We start from the raw sequence: 20,665 nt of genomic DNA, 5'->3' as shown, positions 1-20,665 counted from the left end.
CGATCCAGACGCGCACCGCTTGGTTCCATTTGGGGCCACGCTTGGTCCACTTCATCAGCTCCTGGCCGGCTGCCTCGACGTTGTTCACGTTCCGGGTCATACAGAATGGTTCGTTGGCAACGGTATTGCCACAGATATTGAAGGCGTTGTCCCCCTCGACCAGTCGCTGTCGGAGCTCTATGGCGCCTTAGATAAAGACTTGAAAATGCTTGCTGCGATCGGAGTGAGAACGTCGTTTGATATTGCAGCAGAGATTCTAGGAATTGATGCCGGCCTGCCGTTTCAAAAGAAGTTGGACGACATGGTTACGAAGAAACTCATCAAGGATTCTGAGCGAGAGCATCTCGACGTGCTGATCGATGCCGGGAGCGCGTCTGCCCACCGCGGTTGGAAACCATCGGTCGACGATCTGGATGTTCTTATGGATACTCTTGAAGGCTTCATATACGATTCATTCGTTGTCCCAACCAGGAAGAAGGCAGCGGCCGCCAAGATCGCTAAGATGAAGGCTAAGGTGCCGCCTCGTCCCAAGAATGCGAAAGCAGCACCTAAGCAGGCCAAATCGCCTGCTAAATCGCAAACCTGAGTGCGCTGAGCCTTAAAGCGCAGCAGCCCCCTTTGCCGTCAACTCGATCGCGTCGGCGTCGTTTGGGGTGCGGCGCTTCGAGCCATTGTCTCGCCACGATGCCCGGACGATTCCTTCCGCAGCGAGTTCTACACAGATCTGTCCAGCGTCTGTTTTTCGCAACATGAACGTCTCGATTATTAGCGGCCAAACTTTCCCAAAGGGACACCCTCCCTTGTTGAGCCTAAGTTCAGTCAACAGCCACCGGCGAGCATCGGCCTTGATGAGGGGTATCTGTTTCTCAACCGGGGTCGGACCGCTAAATCCGGACGCAGAAAGCAAGTCCATCTGCCCCGTCTTTGCAGTTTCAATCGCCTGTCGGGCACCAATCCTTCGCAGTCCATGGTCTTTGAGAGCTGCGAACTCCACCTCTCGATAAGTGGCCAATCCATCGATCTTGCGAGTCCCGTATGCGATGCAGAAAAAAGGACGATCTGCCAGCTTTTCGATAGGCGTCAGAAGGACGTGATGGAATTGGCCTGCTTTGCGGAACTCGCCGCTGAAAAGCGCTTGGACAGCAATGTCTCGTGGTAGGAGGGGATCTAGCCGGGCCTTCCAGCCGGCGCCCAAGATGCCGTCAAATGACGCTTCGATCTTGGGATCGTCCCAGGCTGTAAATCGGTTGACATGGTCGAACATAAAATTGAGCAGGACCTCACCGGGCTTGTAGCCCACTATGCGTCTGACCCTGTCGAACTCGTATCCGGTCCATCCAGTCGGATCGATAAAAGTCAGAGCAAAAGATGTTCCTATGACTTTGGTGACCGCATCCACTGAGTCCTCAAACCGGCCGCAAAAAGTGTGGACATGGAAGCTACCAGACGGATCATGGAAAGCCCTGACAGCTTTGTCCAGCTCCGCGAAAGCAGCCGGATCAGCTTCCACAAAAAAGCAGCGGATGTTCTTATTCTGCCCTGTCTGCTCTCGGATACGCTGCTGCGCATCCTTCAACATCTGGATCGCGATCATGAATGATGTGTCGGAATAGTCATTAGTCCGGGCCTCCCACGGCCCAGAAAAACCGTCGACATAAGTCAACGTAGGATAGCCACCGAGAAGCACCTTAAACGCTAAGGACTGCAGGTACTTTCTCAGAATAAAATGTTTTGCCGCGGTTTGCTCGCGACCCGAATAAATCTCTTCCATTGGTTGCTGTCCCTGCCGTCCTCGGCCGGGGAAATTTGCCGGCCGACGGAAAGACGATATGTGGCTAAGGGTAGCTTTTCTAGTGTACCGTTCAAATATGCATGGTGCAGCCCGCCGGCATCTCGTCGTAAGTGCGACCGTTAAGAGTGCGGCCTGTCGCTTTCTTGTTGCGCCCGCCCCACTGCTTGAAGAAGAACGCGGTGCCGGCATGCCGGCACATCGTTTCGATTTCATCTACCCAACTCGGGTCCATGTGGCGCGCCCCTGGGCCAGACTCGCCGCCCACAATTGCCCAGTGGATATCGGTCAGGTCGGCGCCCGCGACTGACCCTATCAAGGGCTCCAGCGAGACAAACCTCACCGATGCCGGAACCTTGCGCAATTCGTCGAAACGATGGAGCACCCTCTTGTCCTCGACACTCGTTCCAAGCCAAACATTCTCCAGCACTGGAAAGTCGCCTCGCGACAAGACTTCAGCCATGCGCTGCGGCCGCTTGGTGAGGATCTGGTAGGTGTGCCGCGGTGTATCGGCCATGACAGTCCAAACCTGACGAACGAAGTCAACCGGGATGCCGATATGAAACAGATCGGACATCGAGTTCACAAAGACCCTGCGCGGTTTCTTCCATGTTGCCGGCGTGGTAAGCGCTTTCTGGTCGACCGTTACCTTTCCAGTCCATTTTGCCCTTCCACCGCTCTTACGGGTGAGACCCCGATATTTCTCCACGCCCATCGCTTCAAGGCGCGCTGCCATACGCATCGCGTAGCAAAATTTACATCCGTCAGATTCCAGCGAGCAACCGGCCACCGGATTCCAGGTCGCATCTGTCCATTCGATGGTTGTTTCGGCCATGATAATAAACTCCTTGATCGCTAGCTTGACACGCACAAAATCTGATCACAGGACGATGACGTAAGGAATGCAATCAATCGTTTAGGTCAGGGGGTTTCATCCGTGGGAGCAAATATTTCTCACTCTGAGAACACCGAGGCGATCACTGTGCCTTACCCAGCGTTCCACAGTCAGGTTCGAAGCAACTACGGTTTTGTCGACGTCAGAGGGCGACCAGAACTTGTCGGGGAGATAACAGAGTCTTTGAATTCTGCCAAATTTGAAGTCTTTTTGAAGCGGTTGGCCTCGACGAGTGCCCCTATCTTCTCTGTCGGCTGTGACCTGGGTACCCATTGCGATCTATCCTTGGATAAACACCTGAGAGAGATAGCCGGCGGGTACCTTCAAGTCGTCAGCAGCTGGTATACCAAGGTCAGACCGGAACATTGGGCCCGGCTGTTCAATTCAGTCAAACATCACGTGGAGCAGGTGGTCGCCACCGATCACTGGAAAGTCAATTTTGAGCTTGCTCCGGTTCAAGTGAACTTGGACGGCTACAACAACCTAACCGGCTCTGTGAAGATTGATTTCTTTGCTTGTGCACCCTCGCGAAAGAAGGCGCTCAATTCCCGAGAACGGCTGATCGAGGCGATTGATCAAGGTCTAAGCGACGATGCCATCACGAGCTCGTTCGAAGGGTCAGGGATTCGGCCGGCTTAGCTCCCCCGGTAACCGCGAGGATTTTGACCAGCGAGGAAGCACAAGACGAAGTTGCCGATCTCCCCCTCAAGGAGGAGATGTGGCCGAAGGCGACAGAGGCAGTCGCCGCGCCGGCCTCTCAAGACCTGGGTTCCTCGCCCACCGCGATGCGGGGAGGGAGCCTTCGTAGAGCGCGGCTCTCCCTCTCCATCTCGGCTTCGCCGAGCCACCCTCTCCCCAACTTTCGTGGGAGCGAGGAACCCCAAGCTAGAATGAAGCCGCGTCCAACGCTCAAGGAGCAACTTTGTTCTTGCTTTGTGCCGGCAGCTATGCTACTAATCTGAATATGGTGCTAATTGGCTCCGACGACCCGCCTCCCGAGGCGGGTTTTTTGTTTTGGCCGGTTTGTCTTGGTTTTCGCAGTCGACACTCAGAACCGCTACGGCTTCGACTCGGAGCTCTCGATGCATCCATGGGCCGCGCCACCAACCCGTGACCGCCGAAGACGGCTTGACGGCCCCTGCCCGCATCTGAAAAGGACTGGCCTGCGGACGTGGCGGAATTGGTAGACGCAAGGGACTTAAAATCCCGTCCTAGTCCTTTGCACCCACGCAACTAACCCCTCAACGCCTTGTAATTCCCCGGTTTGTGCCGGGGTTTTGCATTTCATTTTAACCTCTCCACTCGTGCAACGGATTTTGTGGGAAACCCGCCGTTGTGGGAAATCGTGTGGGAAAAGGAGAACAGACGTTCATGGCCAAACCAATCCACATCAATCTGCAGGCCGGCACCGACCACGAGTTCGACAACTACGCCAAGGTCATCGACCACGTCACCGAGCTGTCTAAGGTTGAGACCGTCGAGGCGCTGGCCGTGCTGCCTGATGCTTGCCCCGCTGGTCAGGCTCCCGGCACGATCCCAGTCGGCGGTGTCGCCAAGGTGCGCGGCGCGATCCACCCGGGGATGCACTCGGCTGACGTGTGCTGCTCGATGGCCTACACCAATCTCGGCAAGGTGGACCCGGCTATCGTCTTGACGTGGGCGATGGCGACGACGCACTTCGGCATGGGTGGTCGAGCGCCTGACCGGGTGGTGAAGCCACCGTTCGACCTCATCGCCAAGATGGAGAACAACCCGTTCTTCCGCGACATGGGCGACGAGGCGGTGACCTACTTCGCCACTCAGGGGGACGGCAACCACTTCCTCTACGTCGGCACACTGGCGTCCACCGGGGACACGGTCATCGTCACCCACCACGGCAGCCGCAAGCCTGGAGCGATCCTCTACAAGGCCGGCATGAGGACCGCCCACCGGTACAGCAAGGACCTCAAGCACAACGCATACATCCCCTTCGATACTCTCGACGGGATGCACTACTGGGCTGCCCTGCAGTTGATCCGGCGCTGGACCAAGGCGAGCCACTTCGCCATTCACGACATCGTCGCTGAGTTGGTGCAGTCCCGACCGATCGATCGATTCTGGAACGAACACAACTTCGTCTTCTGGCGCGGCGACCACTTCTACCATGCCAAGGGTGCCACGCCGAACTACGCCGGGTTCTCTCCCGACGATGATGGTCGCACCCTGATCCCGATGAACTGCACCGAGCCGATCCTGATCGCCGGCCATGTCGACAATCCGAACTCCCTCGGGTTCGCCCCTCACGGTGCTGGCCGAAACTTCTCCCGCAAGCAGCACTTCGCGAACATCGCTGGCCGCGACCCGGCTGAGGTCTTCGCCGAGGAGACCAAGGGGCTCGACGTCCGCGCCTTCAACGGAAAGGTCGACCTATCCGAACTGCCGAGCGCCTACAAGAACGCCCCTGAGGTGCGGCGCCAGATCGCCCATTACGGCCTTGCAACAATCACCGACACCATCCAGCCCTACGGCAGCATCATGGCCGGCGAGGCTTACCAACCGTGGCTCAAGAAGAGGAAGGGCGTGAGTGGCACCCGCGCCGACACGATCATCGTCGACGAGGTGGGTGCCTAATGGCTCAGAACCGCAAGGGCATCCACCGTCTGATGCAGCACAGCGACCTCTCCTACGAGGAGATCAAGCTCTGCCTCTTGGCCATCCAGCTCAACCTCCCTGACGCCCCACGCTATGCCGGCGTCTTGGCTGACAGCTTTGCAAGGAAACTGAATGTCCCATCACGACTTTATGCTCCAGAGGCAGATCGAGCTGGAGATCGAAATGTCTGGCCTCGGGCGGGATCGATATCTCACCCGGGTCCGTAAGAACTTCGACAAGGAGCGCGGGTACGACACCGACACGGGCCGATCGATCCTCGAAAGCGCCATTGGCCCGGTGGCGTCTGCCCTCAGCAAGTTCATTGACGAGGTCTACACTGGTCGTCCTGGTCCCCGCGCCGTGGCGGCAAAGCTGGTCAAGGACATGGACCCAAACGTGGTCTCGTATCTCGCCTGCAGGGCCATCCTAGGGCGCATGATGAAGCCGCGCGCTCCGGTACTCATGACGTTGGCCGTGACAGTTGCCCGTGCGGTCGAGCTTGAAGCCCGCTTCACCGAGTTCATGCGGCTCGACAAGGACCGGTTCCTCTGGGAGAGCAAGAAGCTGTCCGACGATGGGGCGACCGAGCGGCACAAGGCCACCGTCCTGACCTACGCCATGGGCAAGCACGGCATCCCTTGGGATCGCTGGAGCCGCACCGACATGATCCACCTCGGGATCAAGATGGTCGAGCTGTTCTGCGAGAATACTGGACTGGCCGTCATAGAGCAGGCCAGCGAGGGTGGCGACAAGAACGCACCCCGCGACCAGTACCTTGTCCACCTGACGGATCGCGCCAGAGCATGGATCGATCAGTCGGTCCTTGGTGGCGAGTGGTTGTGCCCTGAGTATCTTCCGACGCTGATCCCTCCGAAGGATTGGACCGGGCTCTCTGGTGGCGGCTACCACACCGATCTGGACAGGCCGCTCCCCTTCGTTCGCCGGGGCCGCAGGGAGCAGCTCGAACTGCTCAAGCAGGCCGATCTGTCTCGCGTCATCCGTGGCCTCAATGCCATCCAGCGGACGCCGTGGCAGATAAACGGGGCGATCCTCGACGTGATGCAGGAGCTGGCCAAGTCTGGTGAAGGCATTGCCGGCCTAGTGTCCGGTGACTCGCCCATGCCCGACCGGCCCCACGACATCGACACCAACCCCGACGCCCTGCGGGAATGGAAGTGGGCAGCCCGGGACGTCTACTCGGCCAACCTTCAGCTCCGTCAGGATCGCCTGCACCAGCAGACCCTCCTCGACCTGGCTGTTAAGTTCCGGCCCGAGCGGGCGATCTATTTCCCCCACAACCTCGACTTCCGTGGGCGCGCCTACCCGGTGCCGTTGGTTCTGCACCCGCAGGGCAGCGACAACGTCAAGGCACTGCTGCGGTTCGCAGAGGGGAAGCCTATCGGTGTGGATGGTGCTCGCTGGCTCATGATCCATGGCGCTAACACATTCGGCATCGACAAGGTGTCATTCACGGAGCGTGTGGCGTGGGTCGAGGAGAACTGGCGTAGGATCGTCCGGTCGGCTAGAGACCCCATTGGCAACCGATGGTGGACCGAGGCCGACAAGCCATGGTGCTTCCTTGCGTTCTGCTTCGAGTACCGGGATTGGGTTGATGCCGGGTACGGCGAGGACTTCGTCTCGCATCTTCCCATCGCCCTCGACGGCTCCTGCAACGGGCTTCAGCACTTCTCGGCCATGCTCCTCGACAGTGTCGGCGGGCGGGCGGTGAACCTGATCCCATCGGACAAGCCGCAGGACATTTATCAGCTAGTCGCTGACCGAGTAATGGGACAACTGCGTCTTGTTCTCTCCACTGAAGGGAACGTTGCGGAGAAGGGACGATGGGCGCATGAGTGGCTGACAATGGGGATCGACCGCAAGATCACCAAGCGACCGGTCATGGTGCTGCCCTACGGGGGAACGCCACGGTCGTGCCTCAAGTATGTGGACGAGGCGGTGAAGGCCAAGTTCGCAGCCGGCTACCAGCACAACCTCGGTGACGAACTGAAGAAGGCCATCGGCTTCCTCGCCAGCCTTGTCTGGGACAGCATCGGGGACGTGGTGATCGCCGCAAGGGAGGCCATGGGGTGGCTCCAGAAGACGGCCAGGGCGGTCGCGAAGGAGAACCTTCCGATGCACTGGGGGACGCCAAGCGGGTTCGTGGGGTTCCAGAGCTACAAGGACATGCGGCGGCGGCTGATCAAGACGAAGATACACGGCTCTATCCACCAGCTCATAAACTGGGAGGAAAGCGATGAGATCGACGTCTCGAAGCAGGCCACCTCAATCAGCCCCAACTACGTCCACTCCATGGATGCCTCGGCCATGATCCTCACGGTCGACGAACTGGCAGCCTCGGGCATGACGGACTTCGCCATGATCCACGACAGCTACGGCACCCACGCCTGCAACACTACCCGCTTAGCAGCGACCCTCCGGTCGGTGTTCGTCGGGATGTACCGCCAAGATCCACTCAACTCGTTGAGAGATTGGATCATCAACACCATAGCGCCAGCTTCAGAGATCGAAGTGCTGCCGCCCAAAGGAGACTTGAATCTTAACGAGGTCACGAGATCAGACTTCTTCTTTGCCTAGATCGTTGCACTATCGGGACTTTCTCGACAGTGGCGAATAAGGTGACCACTAGCCCTACGAAACATTCTCGAAGGATTTCACATGAAGAACACCATCACGATCCGCATGGGTGCTGCCCACCAAGACATCACAGTGGGCGACGTCAACATCGACCTAGCGGCTGCCTCCAAGACTGACCGCTACGAGGTCCGCAGGTCCCTGATCGAGGGCCTGAAAGAGAACGGCTACTTCGGCAAGAAGGAGCAGCGCAAGGCTCAGTTCCGCAACCGTAGGGTTGCTGCATGAACTACCAGCCAACCTCAGCAGAAGCGTTCAAGTCGTTCAGGCCCGTATCTGGCAAGCTCGACACGGAGATCATGGAGGCGCTGTGGGGTAACCCAGACGGAGTCACCTGTCAGCAGATCGAGGCGCTCATTGGCCGTGAGCATCAGGCCGTTTCGGGAAACCTGAGACACCTTGTCGAGCGGGGCCATGCCCGAGCTTCGGGTCAGTACGGAACCACAAGATCAGGTCGCAAAGCGATCCTTTGGGTGGCCGCATGAGCATCGAAGCTGCCACCTCCGTCATCGCCCTCATCCTGATCCTCCTCTTCTTCATCACCAACTCGAAAGGCCCACATGCCCCGGCTTAACCGTGACGTATTGAACATGGCCGGTCCACGCGACGTCGCAATGGCGTCCATGACCGTCCTCGACCGACTGCAGGACTTCCGCCCTGAAATCCAGATCATGGGCGCAGCAGCAGTCTTCCTCACCCTCGCAGACCACCTCGGCATTCCTGCTCAGGAAGCCTTCACGGTCACCAAGAACCTCATCAACGGGGACGACGGCAAGCGCGCCGAGTTCCGTGGCATCGACGCATACATGAAAGGCGAACTGGCATGAGCAACTTCAACGACGGCGATAAGGTCATCTGCGTCCGATCAAACCACGCCTCAAAGCTGACCGAGGGTGAGACGTACACTGTCAAGGGAACCTCGGGCGCTCGCTACATCAGGCTCGTCGAGGCCCCTGGCACCTACTACGTCGACCGCTTCAAGCTGGCCCCCAAGGGCAAGACCAAGAAGGCCCCGTTCGGTCAGGTCAAGGCTGTCACCGTCAACAAGTCGGACATCCACGAGGTCCTGACCCAATACGTCCGGTTCGCTTTGGGCATCAATGCCTCAGTCGAGAAGATCGTCGAGAAGTTCCCCGACGCCGTCGAACTGGTTCTCAGCAGCGAGGCTGCCGCGTGAGGACCCCAGCACTGAACGCAGCCATCCTGACTTGGAAGCGGGGGTTCCCAATTCCAGTCGACCTGTGGGCCAAGCTCACAAATCAGGGCTTCAATGTTGCAGCCCTCGAACGTCGTTATTTCGTCTAAATCCCTCCACTAGCGAGACTTTCCCGACAATGGCAAAAGACACCAAGAAGAAACTCCCCCAGTTCACCACCCCGCGCGGCATCTTCGTCTACCCGAAGCTGACCGAACCGGACTACGGCACGAAGGACTACCCGAAGCCGGACGGCGAATACTCGCTGAAGTTCCGCCTGTCGCTCGAAGACGCCGAGGCGTTCGTCAACCGCAAGATCAAGCACGGCGACGAGATGGTCTCGCTGCAGTCTCTCTATGACGCGGCCATGCAGGATGCCGAGCGTCAGTTCGCTGAGCTGAAGGTCGAGAGCCGCAAGAAGCTCGGCAGCGTCAAGCCGAACGACCTCTTCACCGTCTTGTACGATCAGGAGACCGAGGAGCCGACCGGCGAGGTCGAGTTCAAGTTCAAGATGAAAGCCTCGGGCGAGTTCAAGCAGGGTCCGAAGGCCGGCAAGAAGTGGTCCCGCAAGCCCGACCTGTTCGACGCGAAGGGCCGCAAGATCGGCAACGGCGTCAACATCTGGGGCGGCTCCGAGGGCAAGGTCTCGTTCGCGACCCGCGAATACTTCGTCGCTGGCACCGCTGCGGCTGGCCTCACGCTGATGCTCGGTGGCGTTCAGGTCATCGAACTGGTCACCAACGGCTCCCGCGCTGCCAACTCCTACGGCTTCGGCGAGGAGGAAGGCTATGGCTACGACCCTGACGACTATCGTGAGGAAGAGGCCGGGGAAGAGAAGTCCGACGAGGGCTCATCCGAAGGCCCAGCCAAGGGCGAAGAAGACTTCTAAGCCTTGGTAAAACGAACGTTCCCTAAGCGGACCTCGACGCGGCAGATTGCTGTGGCCAAGGGGTTCCGCTCTGGGCTCGAAGACAAGGTGGCGGGGGAGCTGGACAATGCCGGCGTCCCCTACACCTACGAGACCTTCAAGATCACCTACGAGATACCCGCTCGGCTGGCGAAGTACACACCCGACTTCCGCCTGCTCAGCAACGGCATCATCGTAGAGACCAAGGGCCAGTTCGTCACTGCTGATCGGCAGAAGCACAAGCTGATCAAAGAGCAGCACCCTGACCTCGACATCAGGCTGGTGTTCAGCCGTTCGGGCACCCGCATCTCCAAGCAATCCCAGACCACGTACGCCATGTGGTGTGAGACCCACGGCTTCCTCTACGCGGACAAGTCGATCCCTCGGGATTGGCTCGACGAAGCACCGACTGCCGGTCGCATGGAAGCCCTCAAAGCCATCCTCAACTCCCAAACGAAAGTGAAGAAATGAAGACCCTGATCGCATCCATCGTTGCCCGCATCGTGCGCGCCCCGTCCACCGAGAAGGCCATCGCCGGCTTCACCAAGGCGCTCGACGTCCTCGAAGCTGTCGTCGCCCACGAAACCAGGATCGTCGAGAAGCACGACGCCGAGATCGCGGCCAAGATCGAGCAGCAGAACGCCGCCAAGGAGCGCCTCGACCGCGCTGCCAAGATCAGCAAGCGCTTCACCAAGTTGGTGGCCTAATCATGAAGGGTGTCGTTCTCTTCCAGCTCGCCCTGATCGTCGCCTTTATCTACGGCTGGATCGTCAACTTGATCGAGGTGATCCATGCGGCCACCGCTGGTTCGCCGTTCACGACGATGCTGATCCTCCGCATCATCGGCATCCCCTTCGGTCTGCTCGGCGCGATCCTCGGGTGGTTCTGATGCAGGAGGCCATCCGTCTCGCTCACTGCTTCGGCGCGATCCTCACGGGCATCGTCATCCTCGTCCTGGCTGTGGCCATCAGCGCCACCCACGGGTCGGCCTTCGGAGTCGCCGTGGGCTTCCAAGCCTTGGTCGCCGGCTACGCTGTCGGGGTCAACGTGACGAACAACCAGCATCCACGCACCACGATCACCTTGGCCCTGTTCTGCTGGGCCTCGACGCTGGTCGCCATCCTCGCTGCGCTCAACAGCATGATCTGACGGAGGGGGCTTCGGCCCCTTCCTGTCCCTGAATCGAACAAAGGAATGCACATGCGCCAATTGCCTGCGCCGACCGTCAACGACGGCTTCCGCGTCACCCCTGCCGAGAATGGCGGATACATCCTGACCATAAACGACCCCCGCAAGGATGGTCTCTATGCCCAGCCTGAGGCTGCCTTCACGGACGCTTTGGACATGATTGCGTGGCTTGCCCGCGAGTTGAGCGTGACCGTGACGGTGAGCCAATGAGCCGAGCGTCAATCTCCCTGAGCGACCTCCGCAGATACGCCGACAAGCTGCCGGACTTCTACTCCCCGGATCGGCCGCGCTACTACAAGGTCGCCGTCATGCCGCGCATGGTGGAGCCCTATGCATACTACGACGCCCGCATCGATCGTGTCGACATCCAGACCATCGAGTTCCACTGCCGTGAGACCCACGTCGACGGCGTCCGTGCCCTCGCTTGGTACTATCACGACATCCTCGTGAAGGTGGCTGTATGAGCCCCAAGGAAATGGCCGAGGACCTCGCCGGGGACTTCTTGGAGTTCGCCAAAGACCTCCTCAAGGTCAGCCGAGAAGACAACGTCAAGGCCATCGCCGGTCGCCCCGTCACGCACGTCTACGACGCCGCGGAGATGGCCCGTATCGTCTTCACCGCCGCCTATCAGGTTCACCACCGGCTGATGTCCGTGGCGAACACGATGCGGATCGAGGAGGTCGGGTGAGGCAACTCTCCGACGCGGATAGGCTCTCGCTTCTCCGCTACCAGCTAGTCCTCAGTGCAGGCCGGCGCATGGGCAAATCCCTGCTCACCGCCGAGACCGTCAAGCACCAACTCCAGCAGTTCCAGAACACCCCGCCGCAAGGCTGAATGCACGAAACCGACAGTGAGTTCCTGCGCAAGGAGCCATGCCCATCCTGTGGCTCCCGCGACAATCTCGCCCGGTACACGGACGGCCACGCCTACTGCTTTGGCTGCCGCCACTACGAACCCGGAGACAATGAATTGACAGAACAGACCGAGGCTGCAGAGCCCCGGAACGTAGACTTCGTCCCTCTTGGTGAGCCGTCCGACTGGCAGAGCCGAGGCATCAATCTAGAAAGCGCGCAGAAGTGGGGCTTCACCCGTTCGACCCTGAACGGCCAGCCCGTCCGCTTGTTCAACTACCGAAACAGCGCGCAGCAACTCGTCTGGCAGAAGGTCCGGTTCCAAGGAAAGGACTTCCGGTCTAAGGGCAACAAGGAGGACATGTGCCTCTACGGCCAGTGGCTATGGCGGGACGGCGGTAAGCGCGTCGTCATCGTCGAGGGCGAGCTGGACGCGATCTCTCTCAGCCAAATGCAGGGTCACAAGTGGCCCGTCGTCTCGATCCCCAACGGGTGTGACGGCGCGGCCAAGGCCCTGCGGAAGAACCTCCAGTGGCTGGAGCAGTTCGAAGAGATCGTCCTCATGTTCGATCAGGACGAGCCCGGCCAGAAGGCAACCGACGAATGCAAGCTGATCCCGTTCACACCTGGCAAGCTGAAGATCGCCACGCTGCCCCTCAAGGACGCCAACGAGATGCTCATGGCGGGCCGCGTCAAGGAGACCATCGACGCCCTTTGGGGTGCCAAGGTCTACCGTCCTGATGGTCTCGTCGGCGTCTCCGACATCATGGGCGACCTCCTCAAGCCGGTCGAGTACGGGCTGCCGTGGTGCCTGGAGGAGCTGACCAAGCTCACCTACGGACGCCGTGACGGCGAGGTCTATGGCTTCGGCGCAGGCACCGGCATCGGCAAGACCGACTTCCTGATGCAGCAGATCGCGTTCGACATCACCGAGCTGAAGCAGCACGTCGGCGCAATCTTCCTCGAACAGAAGCCCGTCGAAACGGCGAAGCGTGTTGCAGGCAAGTTGGCCGGCAAGATGTTCCACGTCCCGGACGCCGGCTGGACACCGGAGGAACTGACCCGCGCCGCCACCGAGCTGGATGGCAAGCTGTTCTTCTACGACAGCTTCGGCCAGACGGACTGGGAGTTGGTCAAGGGGCACATCCGCTACATGGCGGTGAGCCTCGGCATCAAGCTGATCTACGTCGATCACCTGACCGCCATGGCCGATACAGGCGACGAGAAGGGCACCCTAGAGCAGATCATGAAGGAGATGGCGGGCCTCGCTATGGAGCTGGGCATCATCATCCACTTCGTCTCGCACCTGTCGACGCCTGATGGGAAACCTCACGAGGAAGGCGGGCGCGTCATGATCCGTCACTTCAAGGGCTCCCGAGCGATCGGCTTCTGGTCCTATTTCATGTTCGGCCTCGAACGAGACCAGCAGAACGAAGATCCGATTATCGCCACCACTACCATCTTCCGCATTCTCAAGGACCGATACACCGGCAGAGCCACGGGCAAGACCATCATGCTCGGCTTCAAGCAGGAAACAGGCCGCTTGTTTGTGCGGGACGACGACCCCTTCAAAGACAAGGACGCCCAACAGCATGGCTTCTCTAACGAGAGCGATGATGACCTGCCTTTCTGAGGCGCTGTCGTTCGTGATGGCAGCCCTCCTTATCCTCTGGATCGCGGCAACCCCGCATCCATCCCCACAGCCCGGCAATGAGTGCCGCGTGTATGCGACCGGCCTCTATCTTCCTTGTTCGAAGGTGGGGCCGACCGAAGCCAAGTTCCGCGACGTGTGGCTTAGCGAGGGGCAGGACATCTGACCTTCGACCACACCAATGAGAACGTCCCCTCAGCGCTGATCGTTCGGCGCGAGGGCTCCCGCCTAATCCTCCAAGGCAGAACTGCAACCATCGTCCTGTTCGCTGAAGCGTGGAGGGACGTGGTGAGCGCAATTCAAGAGGTAATGCAATCCGCCGAACCACCCTCGTCTTCGACATCGAGACGAACGGACTGATCCCAGAGATGACCACGATCCACTCGCTGGTCATCAAGAATACCGAGACCGGAGAAATCTGGTCATGCGACGACCACCGGAACCGGAACGGCTATTTCGTCAAAGACGGCCTCCTCCTCCTGATGAACGCTGACGTCATCGTCGGCCAAAACATCCAAGACTTCGACATCCCGGCGATCCAGAAGCTGAACCCGTGGTTCAAGCCGAAGGGCCTGATCCGCGACACCCTGATCATGTCCCGTCTCATGTACGCGGACATGCTCGACGCCGACTTCCGGCAAGAGAAGCGCCTCGGTCTCAACAAGTGGATCAAGAAGCAGCTCATGGGCCGACACAGCCTAGAAAGCTGGGGCCAGCGCATGGGGCTTTGGAAGGGCGACTACGGCGAGATCATGAAGGCGGCTGGTGTCGCCCAAGGTCTCAAGGGCGATGCGCTCACGGCGTTCGTGTGGGGCAACTGGTCCCAAGGGATGCAGGACTACTGCGAGCAGGACGTCGAGGTCACCGACCGCCTCTGGCAGAAGCTCATCAAGAAGGGGTTCTCGGAAGAGAGCATCCAGCTTGAGCATGACGTGCGCCGCATCGTGGCCCGTCAGGAGGCCTATGGGTTCGCCCTCGATCTCCCCAAGGTCCACGCGCTGCACAGCACCCTCGCGCAGCGTAAGGCCGACCTGGAGCGGATGCTGCAGGCTGAGTTCAAGCCTTGGTATCGCAACCTCGGCCCGAAGACGCCGACCATAGACCGTAGTGTCTCGCAGAAGCACCTCAAGCCTGTCGGCTACGAGGTTGACCGAAAGGGCAACTTCAAGATCGACAAGAAGACCGGCGAGAAGAAACCGATCTGGCCGAAGATACACTACTCGACCGACGCTCCGTACACCGAGGTCAAGCTGGTCCCGTTCAATCCGGGATCACGGCAGGACGTCGCCAACCGGCTGAAGAAGTTGTTCGGCTGGAAGCCCGCGGAGTTCACCTCCGATGGTCATCCGAAGGTCGACGACGAGACGCTCAAGGGCCTCCCCTACCCGTCCGCAAAGGTCCTGACCGAGTACTTCGTCGTTCAGAAGCGCATCGGCCAAGTCGCGGAAGGCAAGGAGGCGTGGCTCAATCACGAGCGCAATGGCCGCGTCCACGGGAAGGTTGCCACGAACGGCGCGGTGACGGGTCGCATGACCCACTCCAAGCCGAACATGGCTCAGGTCCCGGGCATCCACGACAAGAAGACCGGCGAGCTGCTCCCGTACGGCTACGAGTGCCGGGAATGCTGGACTGTCGGAAAGGGCAAGAAGCTCGTCGGCTGTGACGCTGATGCGTTGGAGCTGCGAGACCTGGCTGGGTACATGGCCGCCTACGACGGTGGCGCGTACATCAAAACCGTTCTCGAAGGAAAGAAGTCCGAAGGGACCGACATGCACACCCTCAACGCCAAGGCGCTGGGGTGCAGCAGAGACGTCGCCAAGGTCTGGTTCTACGCCTTCATCTACGGCTCCGGTGACGAGAACCTCGGGAACATCCTCGGTGTCGCGTCGTCGAAGGCCAAGGCAATCGCCGCTGGCAAGCAGTCCCGTCAGAAGTTCCTCAAGGCTCTTCCGGCTCTCGGAAAGCTGTCCGAAGCGGTGCAGCGCAAGGCCAAGACGCAAGGCTGGATAAAGGGCCTTGATGGTCGCATCCTCATGGTTCGCTCGGCCCATGCCTCCCTGAACACGCTCCTGCAGTCTGCCGGTGCGATCCAGATGAAGCGCGCGCTGGTGATCCTCGACAACAACCTACAGGCCCTCGGGATGGTCCCGGGCGTCCACTACGAGTTCGTCGTTAACGTCCACGACGAGTGGCAGATAGAGGTCGATGAAGACAAAGCAATTCTGGTGGGGAAGGAGGCCGAGAAAGCCATCCGTCTCGCTGGAGAATACTACAATTTCCGCTGCCCTCTCGCCGGCAACTCCGTCGTGGGAACGAACTGGGCAGAGACACACTAAGGCACCCCTCAACGCTCCGGGCTACGTCTACATCGCGATCAACGCGGCGTGGCCCGGGCGCTGCAAGGTGGGTCTCGCCAAGGACCTCAAGAATCGTCTGCGGCAGATGAATACCAACGACCCCGAGCGGGGTTACCGCTTCCATGAAACGAGGAGATTTGATGATCGCAAACAAGCTGAGGCAGTTCTTCACGAGTTGCTGGCTGGCTATCGCATCGCCGGCACAGAATGGTTCGACCTACACCCAGAAGATGCTGCCGGTCTGCTACGGGGGCTCCATCGCAGGACTGCTGCAGACGGCAGATCGGGAAGCGATGAAGGAAGCCCTGACGAATAAGTACGGCATCAGGGAAATCGACTGATGCGGTACGTCATCAAGGACGTGGACACCGGCCACTACGTCCGAGGCGAGAGCGCTTGGAACCGTAGGCGGGACGCCGACATCAGCAAGGCCAAGCTATTCCACCGCAAAGCCGACGCCTTGGCGCACATCGAGCGGTGGAAGCATTGGGCTCGGGCCTTCCGGTACGCCGTGGTGCCCGTTCAGATCACCGAAGCCCACCCATAGGAGAACCATTGAGAACACTGCTGATCGACGGGGACATCCTCGTCGTATCGACTGGAGCTGCCCTTGAAGTCGAGACCGACTGGGGCGACGACGAGTGGACCCTGACGTGCGACGTCGCAGAGGTTAAGGCCACCGTCCTCTCCACCATCCAACGCCTTGAGCGAGACCTCGACGCCGACGCCTCGGTCATCACTCTCTCAAAGGGCACGACGTTCCGCCACGACCTCTACGCCGGCTACAAGAAGGGCCGCTCACGCAAGCCTGTCGGCACCAATGAGGTCAAGCGCTGGCTGATCGAAGAACACGGCGCGAAATACAAGCCGGGGATCGAGGCCGACGATGTCATGGGTATCCTCGCGACCAACCCTCGGCTGATCAAAGGCGAGAAGGTCATCGTCAGCCAGGACAAGGACATGCTCACGATCCCGGGCCTGATCTACCGCAATGGCAACATCATTGAGGTCAGCCCCCGCGAGGCCCTCCACAACTTCCTCAAGCAGACCCTCACAGGCGACATAACGGACGGCTACCCGGGCTGCCCGGGCATGGGACCTGTCAAGGCTGAGAAGCTCCTCGCGGCGATCCAGCCCGGTGACCTCTATTGGCCTCACATCGTTGCCGCGTACGAGAAGGCCGGCCTCACCGCCGACGATGCCCTGCTTCAGGCTCGGCTCGCTCGCATCCTCCACAACGACGATTACGATCACGCCAAGAAGGAGCCCATTCTGTGGACGCCCCGGTGAAATCTGACGGGGGTTCCTCGTCCTACTATCTGATCCCCGAGACGGCCACCGAACTGATGGACCTGATCGAACACAAGCGCATGAGCTTCGCTGTCGGTAACATCTTCAAAGCTTGCTACCGCCTCGGCTCCAAATCGGGGACATCGAAGGCCTATGACCTCAGGAAGATCATCTACTTCGCTGAGCGAGAGCTTGCCATGCTCGGGCCGCTGGCTGGATGAATAGGGTGACCACTAGCACTACGGAGGGGTTTCTAGCTCCTCCGCAGTTGTCTCGGGAAATCCTCGCGTACCTTCGACAGGTCTTTCGCGACAGGCTGCCCGACGACCCAACGATTTCCGACCGTGAGCTTGGGGCTTTGATCGGACAACAGCGGGTGATCACACACCTAGCTGCCATCCTCCAAAATCAGGAAGAAGACCTCCTCGCCAATGTGCTTCAGCAAGCCAAAGATTGAGCCGGCCGACCCGGTCGCGCCTCCCCCACCCCCGATTGACAAGCCTCTCGCGCCTGTCCTGAACGAAACGTCCCGGCTGTCCAATCAGGATGGCAACGCCGCCGCTGCCGCCCGCAGGGGTCGCAAGGCACTGACCATACCGCTGGCTCGTACTGGCGGTTCTGGCATCAACATCCCTCAATAATCGACCTTGGCCGACGCGACTGACGTAATCACCGCGAAGGCTCTGTATGCGCAGCTCGCCACCGCAAGAGACCCGTATCTCAAGCGGGCTCGGCGGGCTGCAGAACTCACGGTCCCATACCTGTTCCCCAAAGAGGGCTCTTCAGGCTCGACCGAGTTCGTAGAGCCCAACCAAGGTCTCGGCGCTCGTGGCGTCAGGTTCCTCGCATCCAAGCTGAGCCAGAGCCTGTTCCCCATCAACGCGCCTTTCTTCAAGTACGAAATCGACGACATCGCCCTCCAAGACCTGACCAAGGCCACGGACAAGCGCGGCGAGATCGAGAAGGCCCTCAGTGCCCGCGAACGTGCCGTCATCAGCGAGATGAACGGTTCCATGTTTCGGCCCGTTGCCTTCGAGGCCTGCCGGCAACTGGTAATCGCCGGCAACTACATGATCTTCATCCCGAAGAAGGGCAAACCCCGCGGTTTCCGCCTCAGCTCCTACGTGGTCAACCGTGACCCGTCTGGCAACATCCTTGACATCGTGATCAAGGAAGAGGTCGCCCGCGCAGCCCTCTCGGAGGACATCAAGTCCAAGATACAGGCCGCGACTGCCGAAGGGCCTCGCGATGCCAAGGTCGAGGTCTACACCAAGATCTACCTCGACGACGCCACCAGCCAGTACATCGTGACCCAAGAGATCGACGACGTTGAGATCGACGGCGAGTACTCTGGCTCTTATCCGGCTGACAAGCTGCCCTGGCTCCCGCTCCGCTTCACCTACGTGGAGGGCGAGGACTACGGTCGTGGCTTCGTCGACGAGTACATTGGCGACCTCAACTCCCTCGACGTTCTGACTGAAGCCCTCCGCGACGGCACCGTTCAAGGTGCAAAGGTCGTCTGGATCGTCTCCCCAAACTCCACCGTCCGTGTCGAGAAGCTATCCAAGGCTGAGAACGGCGCGTTCGTTCAAGGCGACATCAACTCGATTCAGCCCCTCAGGCTCGACAAGCAGGCCGACTTTGCGGTGGCCGAAAGGTTCATCGCCCAGCTCACCGAGCGTTTGTCCTTCGCGTTCCTGCTCAACACCTCCGTCCAGCGGAAGGGCGAGCGGGTCACTGCCGAGGAAATCCGGTACATGGCCGGCGAACTCGACCAAGGCCTCGGCGGCGTCTATTCGCTGCTGGCCGAAGAGTTCCAGATGCCTGTCGCCAAGCTGTTCGAAATCCGCATGGAGTTCGTCCGAAAGGTGCCTCCGCTCCCCAAGGAGATCACCTCAACGACCATCGTCACGGGCCTCGACGCCCTCGGTCGCGGCAATGACCTGCAGAACCTCGACAGTTTCATCGCTGGCGCGGCCCAAGTTGGCGGCCCCGACGCGATTGGTCGCTACGTCAACCTCGGTGAGTACTTCAAGCGACGTGGAGCTGCCCTTGGCATCGACATGGGCGGGCTCATTCGTTCCGACGAAGAGATCGCCGCGTCGGACCAGCAGGCACAGCAGATGCAGATGCTCCAGCAACTCGGTCCTCAGGCAATCGCTCAAATGGGCGGCATGGCCAAGGAGGGCATGAAGCAGCAACCCCCACAAGGCACGACAGGAGAACAGAATGGCTGACGAAACACAGGCCGAGCCGGTAGCGGCAATTGCACCGGAGGCTCCCGTCGTGGAGCCGGTAACCAAAACCAAAGCTAAGGCCAAAGAGCCGAAGCTCGCGGACAACCAGACGCTGATGCTCAGCGGCAACGTCTACACGGCCCATTGATGCAGACTGGAAGCGTCCAGATCGGCCACGTCGAGCCGACCGCAGAACAGACCGCAGCAGCCCTCGCAGCGGCGGCAGCAGTTGCCCCGACGAACGGGGAAGAGGCCCGCGCCAAGATCGCTGCTGAGGACGCGGCAAAGAACGCCCCTGCCCCGTCGAAGGCTGAGCGCCCTGAGAATGTCCCGGAGAAGTTCTGGGATGCTGAGAAAGGCGAGGTGAACCACGAGGCCCTGCTGGCTTCGTACACCGAGCTGGAGAAGAAGGTTGGCGCTCCGAAGGAAGAGCCCAAGCCGGAAGACAAGGCGAAGGAAGACGCCGACAAGGCCAAGGATGAGAAGAAGCCTGAGGGGGAACCCAAGAAGGCATCTGAGGTTGTCGCCAGCCTGAACGAGCGGTTCGCCGCCAACGGCAAGCTGGATGACGCCGACTACGCCGCAGCCGAGGCCATTGGTCACGACCGCGCAACTGTCGACGCCTTCATCGCCGGCCAGCAGGCTCTTGCCGAGATGGCAACGCAGCGCATCACGTCGGCAGCCGGTGGCAAGGAAAGCATGGACCGCATGTTCGCATGGGCCTCCACTTCCATCCCCGCCGCTGAGATCGCCACCTTCAACAAAGCATTCGAAGGTGCGGACGTGAACGCCGCCGTCATCGCGATGGAGCAGCTCAAGGCCAAGTACGAAACGGCCAACGGCAAGGACCCGACATTGATCGGAGGCAAGCCTTCTGGCAGCTCCGTGGATGCCTACGCTTCGTGGGCTGAGGTCACGCGAGACATGTCCGACCAGCGCTACGAGAAAGACCCGGCATTCCGCACCAAGGTGCAGAACAAGCTCGGTCGCTCAAACATCTAATACCACTGGGTTCGGGGGGC

At 60.0% G+C, this 20,665-nt stretch carries 29 protein-coding genes; 25 read left to right on the top strand and 4 right to left on the bottom strand.

What is annotated here, in order from left to right; genetic code table 11:
- Positions 1-586 (top strand): DUF4145 domain-containing protein (locus NKG95_RS29220; protein ID WP_353043220.1); only part of this gene is annotated, 586 nt, incomplete at its 5' end.
- Positions 587-598: 12 nt separating this feature from the next.
- Here NKG95_RS29220 and tcmP read toward each other — a convergent pair.
- Complete coding sequence (tcmP, locus tag NKG95_RS29215) at positions 599-1,771, bottom strand: three-Cys-motif partner protein TcmP (protein ID WP_353043219.1); 1,173 nt, start codon at positions 1,769-1,771, stop codon at positions 599-601.
- 91 nt (positions 1,772-1,862) lie between these two features.
- The gene (locus NKG95_RS29210; protein ID WP_353043218.1) at positions 1,863-2,624 is read right to left on the bottom strand and encodes a DUF5131 family protein; all 762 of its coding nucleotides are present in this window, start codon (positions 2,622-2,624) and stop codon (positions 1,863-1,865) included.
- Between the two features lie 102 nt (positions 2,625-2,726).
- Between NKG95_RS29210 and NKG95_RS29205 the strand changes: the two genes are divergently transcribed.
- The 4 genes from NKG95_RS29205 (at position 2,727) to NKG95_RS29190 (ending at position 8,195) form a co-directional block, all read left to right on the top strand.
- Positions 2,727-3,323 (top strand): hypothetical protein, encoded by a 597-nt coding sequence (locus NKG95_RS29205; protein WP_353043217.1) that lies wholly within the window; start codon positions 2,727-2,729, stop codon positions 3,321-3,323.
- 732 nt (positions 3,324-4,055) lie between these two features.
- Positions 4,056-5,294: an RtcB family protein gene (locus NKG95_RS29200; protein WP_353043216.1), complete on the top strand. Its 1,239-nt coding sequence runs from the start codon at positions 4,056-4,058 to the stop codon at positions 5,292-5,294.
- A 153-nt stretch (positions 5,295-5,447) separates the two neighbouring features.
- The gene (locus NKG95_RS29195; RefSeq protein ID WP_353043215.1) at positions 5,448-7,910 is read left to right on the top strand and encodes a DNA-directed RNA polymerase; all 2,463 of its coding nucleotides are present in this window, start codon (positions 5,448-5,450) and stop codon (positions 7,908-7,910) included.
- Between the two features lie 81 nt (positions 7,911-7,991).
- Complete coding sequence (locus tag NKG95_RS29190; protein WP_353043214.1) at positions 7,992-8,195, top strand: hypothetical protein; 204 nt, start codon at positions 7,992-7,994, stop codon at positions 8,193-8,195.
- Positions 8,196-8,209: 14 nt separating this feature from the next.
- Here NKG95_RS29190 and NKG95_RS29185 read toward each other — a convergent pair whose 3' ends face one another.
- Positions 8,210-8,383, bottom strand: a complete 174-nt coding sequence (locus NKG95_RS29185; RefSeq protein WP_353043213.1) for a hypothetical protein — start codon at positions 8,381-8,383, stop codon at positions 8,210-8,212.
- 14 nt (positions 8,384-8,397) lie between these two features.
- Positions 8,398-8,592, bottom strand: coding sequence for a hypothetical protein (locus NKG95_RS29180; protein WP_353043212.1), 195 nt, complete (start codon positions 8,590-8,592; stop codon positions 8,398-8,400).
- Between NKG95_RS29180 and NKG95_RS29175 the strand changes: the two genes are divergently transcribed.
- From NKG95_RS29175 to NKG95_RS29080, 20 genes are all read left to right on the top strand, one after another.
- Positions 8,591-8,794 carry a hypothetical protein gene (locus NKG95_RS29175; RefSeq protein ID WP_352775688.1) on the top strand — a complete coding sequence of 68 codons (204 nt, stop codon included), beginning with the start codon at positions 8,591-8,593 and terminating at the stop codon, positions 8,792-8,794. The two genes, NKG95_RS29180 and NKG95_RS29175, sit on opposite strands and share 2 nt — an antisense overlap.
- Complete coding sequence (locus tag NKG95_RS29170; protein ID WP_353043211.1) at positions 8,791-9,144, top strand: hypothetical protein; 354 nt, start codon at positions 8,791-8,793, stop codon at positions 9,142-9,144. Before NKG95_RS29175 ends, NKG95_RS29170 begins: the two co-directional genes overlap by 4 nt.
- A 157-nt stretch (positions 9,145-9,301) precedes the next feature.
- On the top strand, positions 9,302-10,051 hold the full coding sequence (locus NKG95_RS29165) for a hypothetical protein (RefSeq protein WP_353043210.1): 750 nt from the start codon (positions 9,302-9,304) through the stop codon (positions 10,049-10,051).
- Positions 10,052-10,054: 3 nt separating this feature from the next.
- Positions 10,055-10,540 carry a hypothetical protein gene (locus NKG95_RS29160; protein ID WP_353043209.1) on the top strand — a complete coding sequence of 162 codons (486 nt, stop codon included), beginning with the start codon at positions 10,055-10,057 and terminating at the stop codon, positions 10,538-10,540.
- A complete protein-coding gene (locus NKG95_RS29155; RefSeq protein ID WP_353043208.1) occupies positions 10,537-10,776 on the top strand; it encodes a hypothetical protein in 240 nt (79 codons plus the stop codon). Before NKG95_RS29160 ends, NKG95_RS29155 begins: the two co-directional genes overlap by 4 nt.
- Positions 10,777-10,778: 2 nt before the next feature.
- Positions 10,779-10,958: a hypothetical protein gene (locus tag NKG95_RS29150; protein ID WP_352869737.1), complete on the top strand. Its 180-nt coding sequence runs from the start codon at positions 10,779-10,781 to the stop codon at positions 10,956-10,958.
- Positions 10,958-11,218, top strand: coding sequence for a hypothetical protein (locus tag NKG95_RS29145; RefSeq protein WP_353043207.1), 261 nt, complete (start codon positions 10,958-10,960; stop codon positions 11,216-11,218). Before NKG95_RS29150 ends, NKG95_RS29145 begins: the two co-directional genes overlap by 1 nt.
- 51 nt (positions 11,219-11,269) lie before the next feature.
- Positions 11,270-11,467, top strand: coding sequence for a hypothetical protein (locus NKG95_RS29140; protein ID WP_353043206.1), 198 nt, complete (start codon positions 11,270-11,272; stop codon positions 11,465-11,467).
- Positions 11,464-11,721 (top strand): hypothetical protein, encoded by a 258-nt coding sequence (locus NKG95_RS29135; protein WP_352883764.1) that lies wholly within the window; start codon positions 11,464-11,466, stop codon positions 11,719-11,721. The genes NKG95_RS29140 and NKG95_RS29135 overlap by 4 nt, the downstream gene beginning before the upstream one ends.
- Positions 11,718-11,945: a hypothetical protein gene (locus NKG95_RS29130; RefSeq protein ID WP_353043205.1), complete on the top strand. Its 228-nt coding sequence runs from the start codon at positions 11,718-11,720 to the stop codon at positions 11,943-11,945. The genes NKG95_RS29135 and NKG95_RS29130 overlap by 4 nt, the downstream gene beginning before the upstream one ends.
- A 146-nt stretch (positions 11,946-12,091) precedes the next feature.
- On the top strand, positions 12,092-13,741 hold the full coding sequence (locus NKG95_RS29125; RefSeq protein ID WP_353043204.1) for a toprim domain-containing protein: 1,650 nt from the start codon (positions 12,092-12,094) through the stop codon (positions 13,739-13,741).
- Positions 13,725-13,925 carry a hypothetical protein gene (locus NKG95_RS29120; RefSeq protein ID WP_353043203.1) on the top strand — a complete coding sequence of 67 codons (201 nt, stop codon included), beginning with the start codon at positions 13,725-13,727 and terminating at the stop codon, positions 13,923-13,925. The genes NKG95_RS29125 and NKG95_RS29120 overlap by 17 nt, the downstream gene beginning before the upstream one ends.
- 202 nt (positions 13,926-14,127) lie before the next feature.
- Positions 14,128-16,095: a DNA polymerase gene (locus tag NKG95_RS29115; protein WP_353043202.1), complete on the top strand. Its 1,968-nt coding sequence runs from the start codon at positions 14,128-14,130 to the stop codon at positions 16,093-16,095.
- A gap of 67 nt (positions 16,096-16,162) precedes the next feature.
- Positions 16,163-16,432 carry a GIY-YIG nuclease family protein gene (locus tag NKG95_RS29110; RefSeq protein WP_352869749.1) on the top strand — a complete coding sequence of 90 codons (270 nt, stop codon included), beginning with the start codon at positions 16,163-16,165 and terminating at the stop codon, positions 16,430-16,432.
- Between the two features lie 24 nt (positions 16,433-16,456).
- Positions 16,457-16,663, top strand: coding sequence for a hypothetical protein (locus tag NKG95_RS29105; RefSeq protein ID WP_353043201.1), 207 nt, complete (start codon positions 16,457-16,459; stop codon positions 16,661-16,663).
- Positions 16,664-16,671: 8 nt separating this feature from the next.
- A complete protein-coding gene (locus tag NKG95_RS29100; protein WP_352844962.1) occupies positions 16,672-17,406 on the top strand; it encodes a hypothetical protein in 735 nt (244 codons plus the stop codon).
- Positions 17,403-17,627 carry a hypothetical protein gene (locus tag NKG95_RS29095; RefSeq protein ID WP_352844963.1) on the top strand — a complete coding sequence of 75 codons (225 nt, stop codon included), beginning with the start codon at positions 17,403-17,405 and terminating at the stop codon, positions 17,625-17,627. The genes NKG95_RS29100 and NKG95_RS29095 overlap by 4 nt, the downstream gene beginning before the upstream one ends.
- 426 nt (positions 17,628-18,053) lie before the next feature.
- Positions 18,054-19,643 (top strand): portal protein, encoded by a 1,590-nt coding sequence (locus NKG95_RS29090; RefSeq protein WP_353043200.1) that lies wholly within the window; start codon positions 18,054-18,056, stop codon positions 19,641-19,643.
- Positions 19,636-19,791, top strand: a complete 156-nt coding sequence (locus NKG95_RS29085) for a hypothetical protein (RefSeq protein WP_353043199.1) — start codon at positions 19,636-19,638, stop codon at positions 19,789-19,791. The genes NKG95_RS29090 and NKG95_RS29085 overlap by 8 nt, the downstream gene beginning before the upstream one ends.
- Positions 19,791-20,645 carry a capsid assembly protein gene (locus NKG95_RS29080; protein ID WP_353043198.1) on the top strand — a complete coding sequence of 285 codons (855 nt, stop codon included), beginning with the start codon at positions 19,791-19,793 and terminating at the stop codon, positions 20,643-20,645. The genes NKG95_RS29085 and NKG95_RS29080 overlap by 1 nt, the downstream gene beginning before the upstream one ends.
- Positions 20,646-20,665 lie beyond the last annotated feature (20 nt).

Origin of the sequence: Mesorhizobium sp. M1423, from assembly GCF_040317575.1 — a bacterium.
Classification (GTDB): Bacteria; Pseudomonadota; Alphaproteobacteria; order Rhizobiales; family Rhizobiaceae; genus Mesorhizobium.
This window is presented reverse-complemented; position numbering and strand designations above follow the sequence as displayed.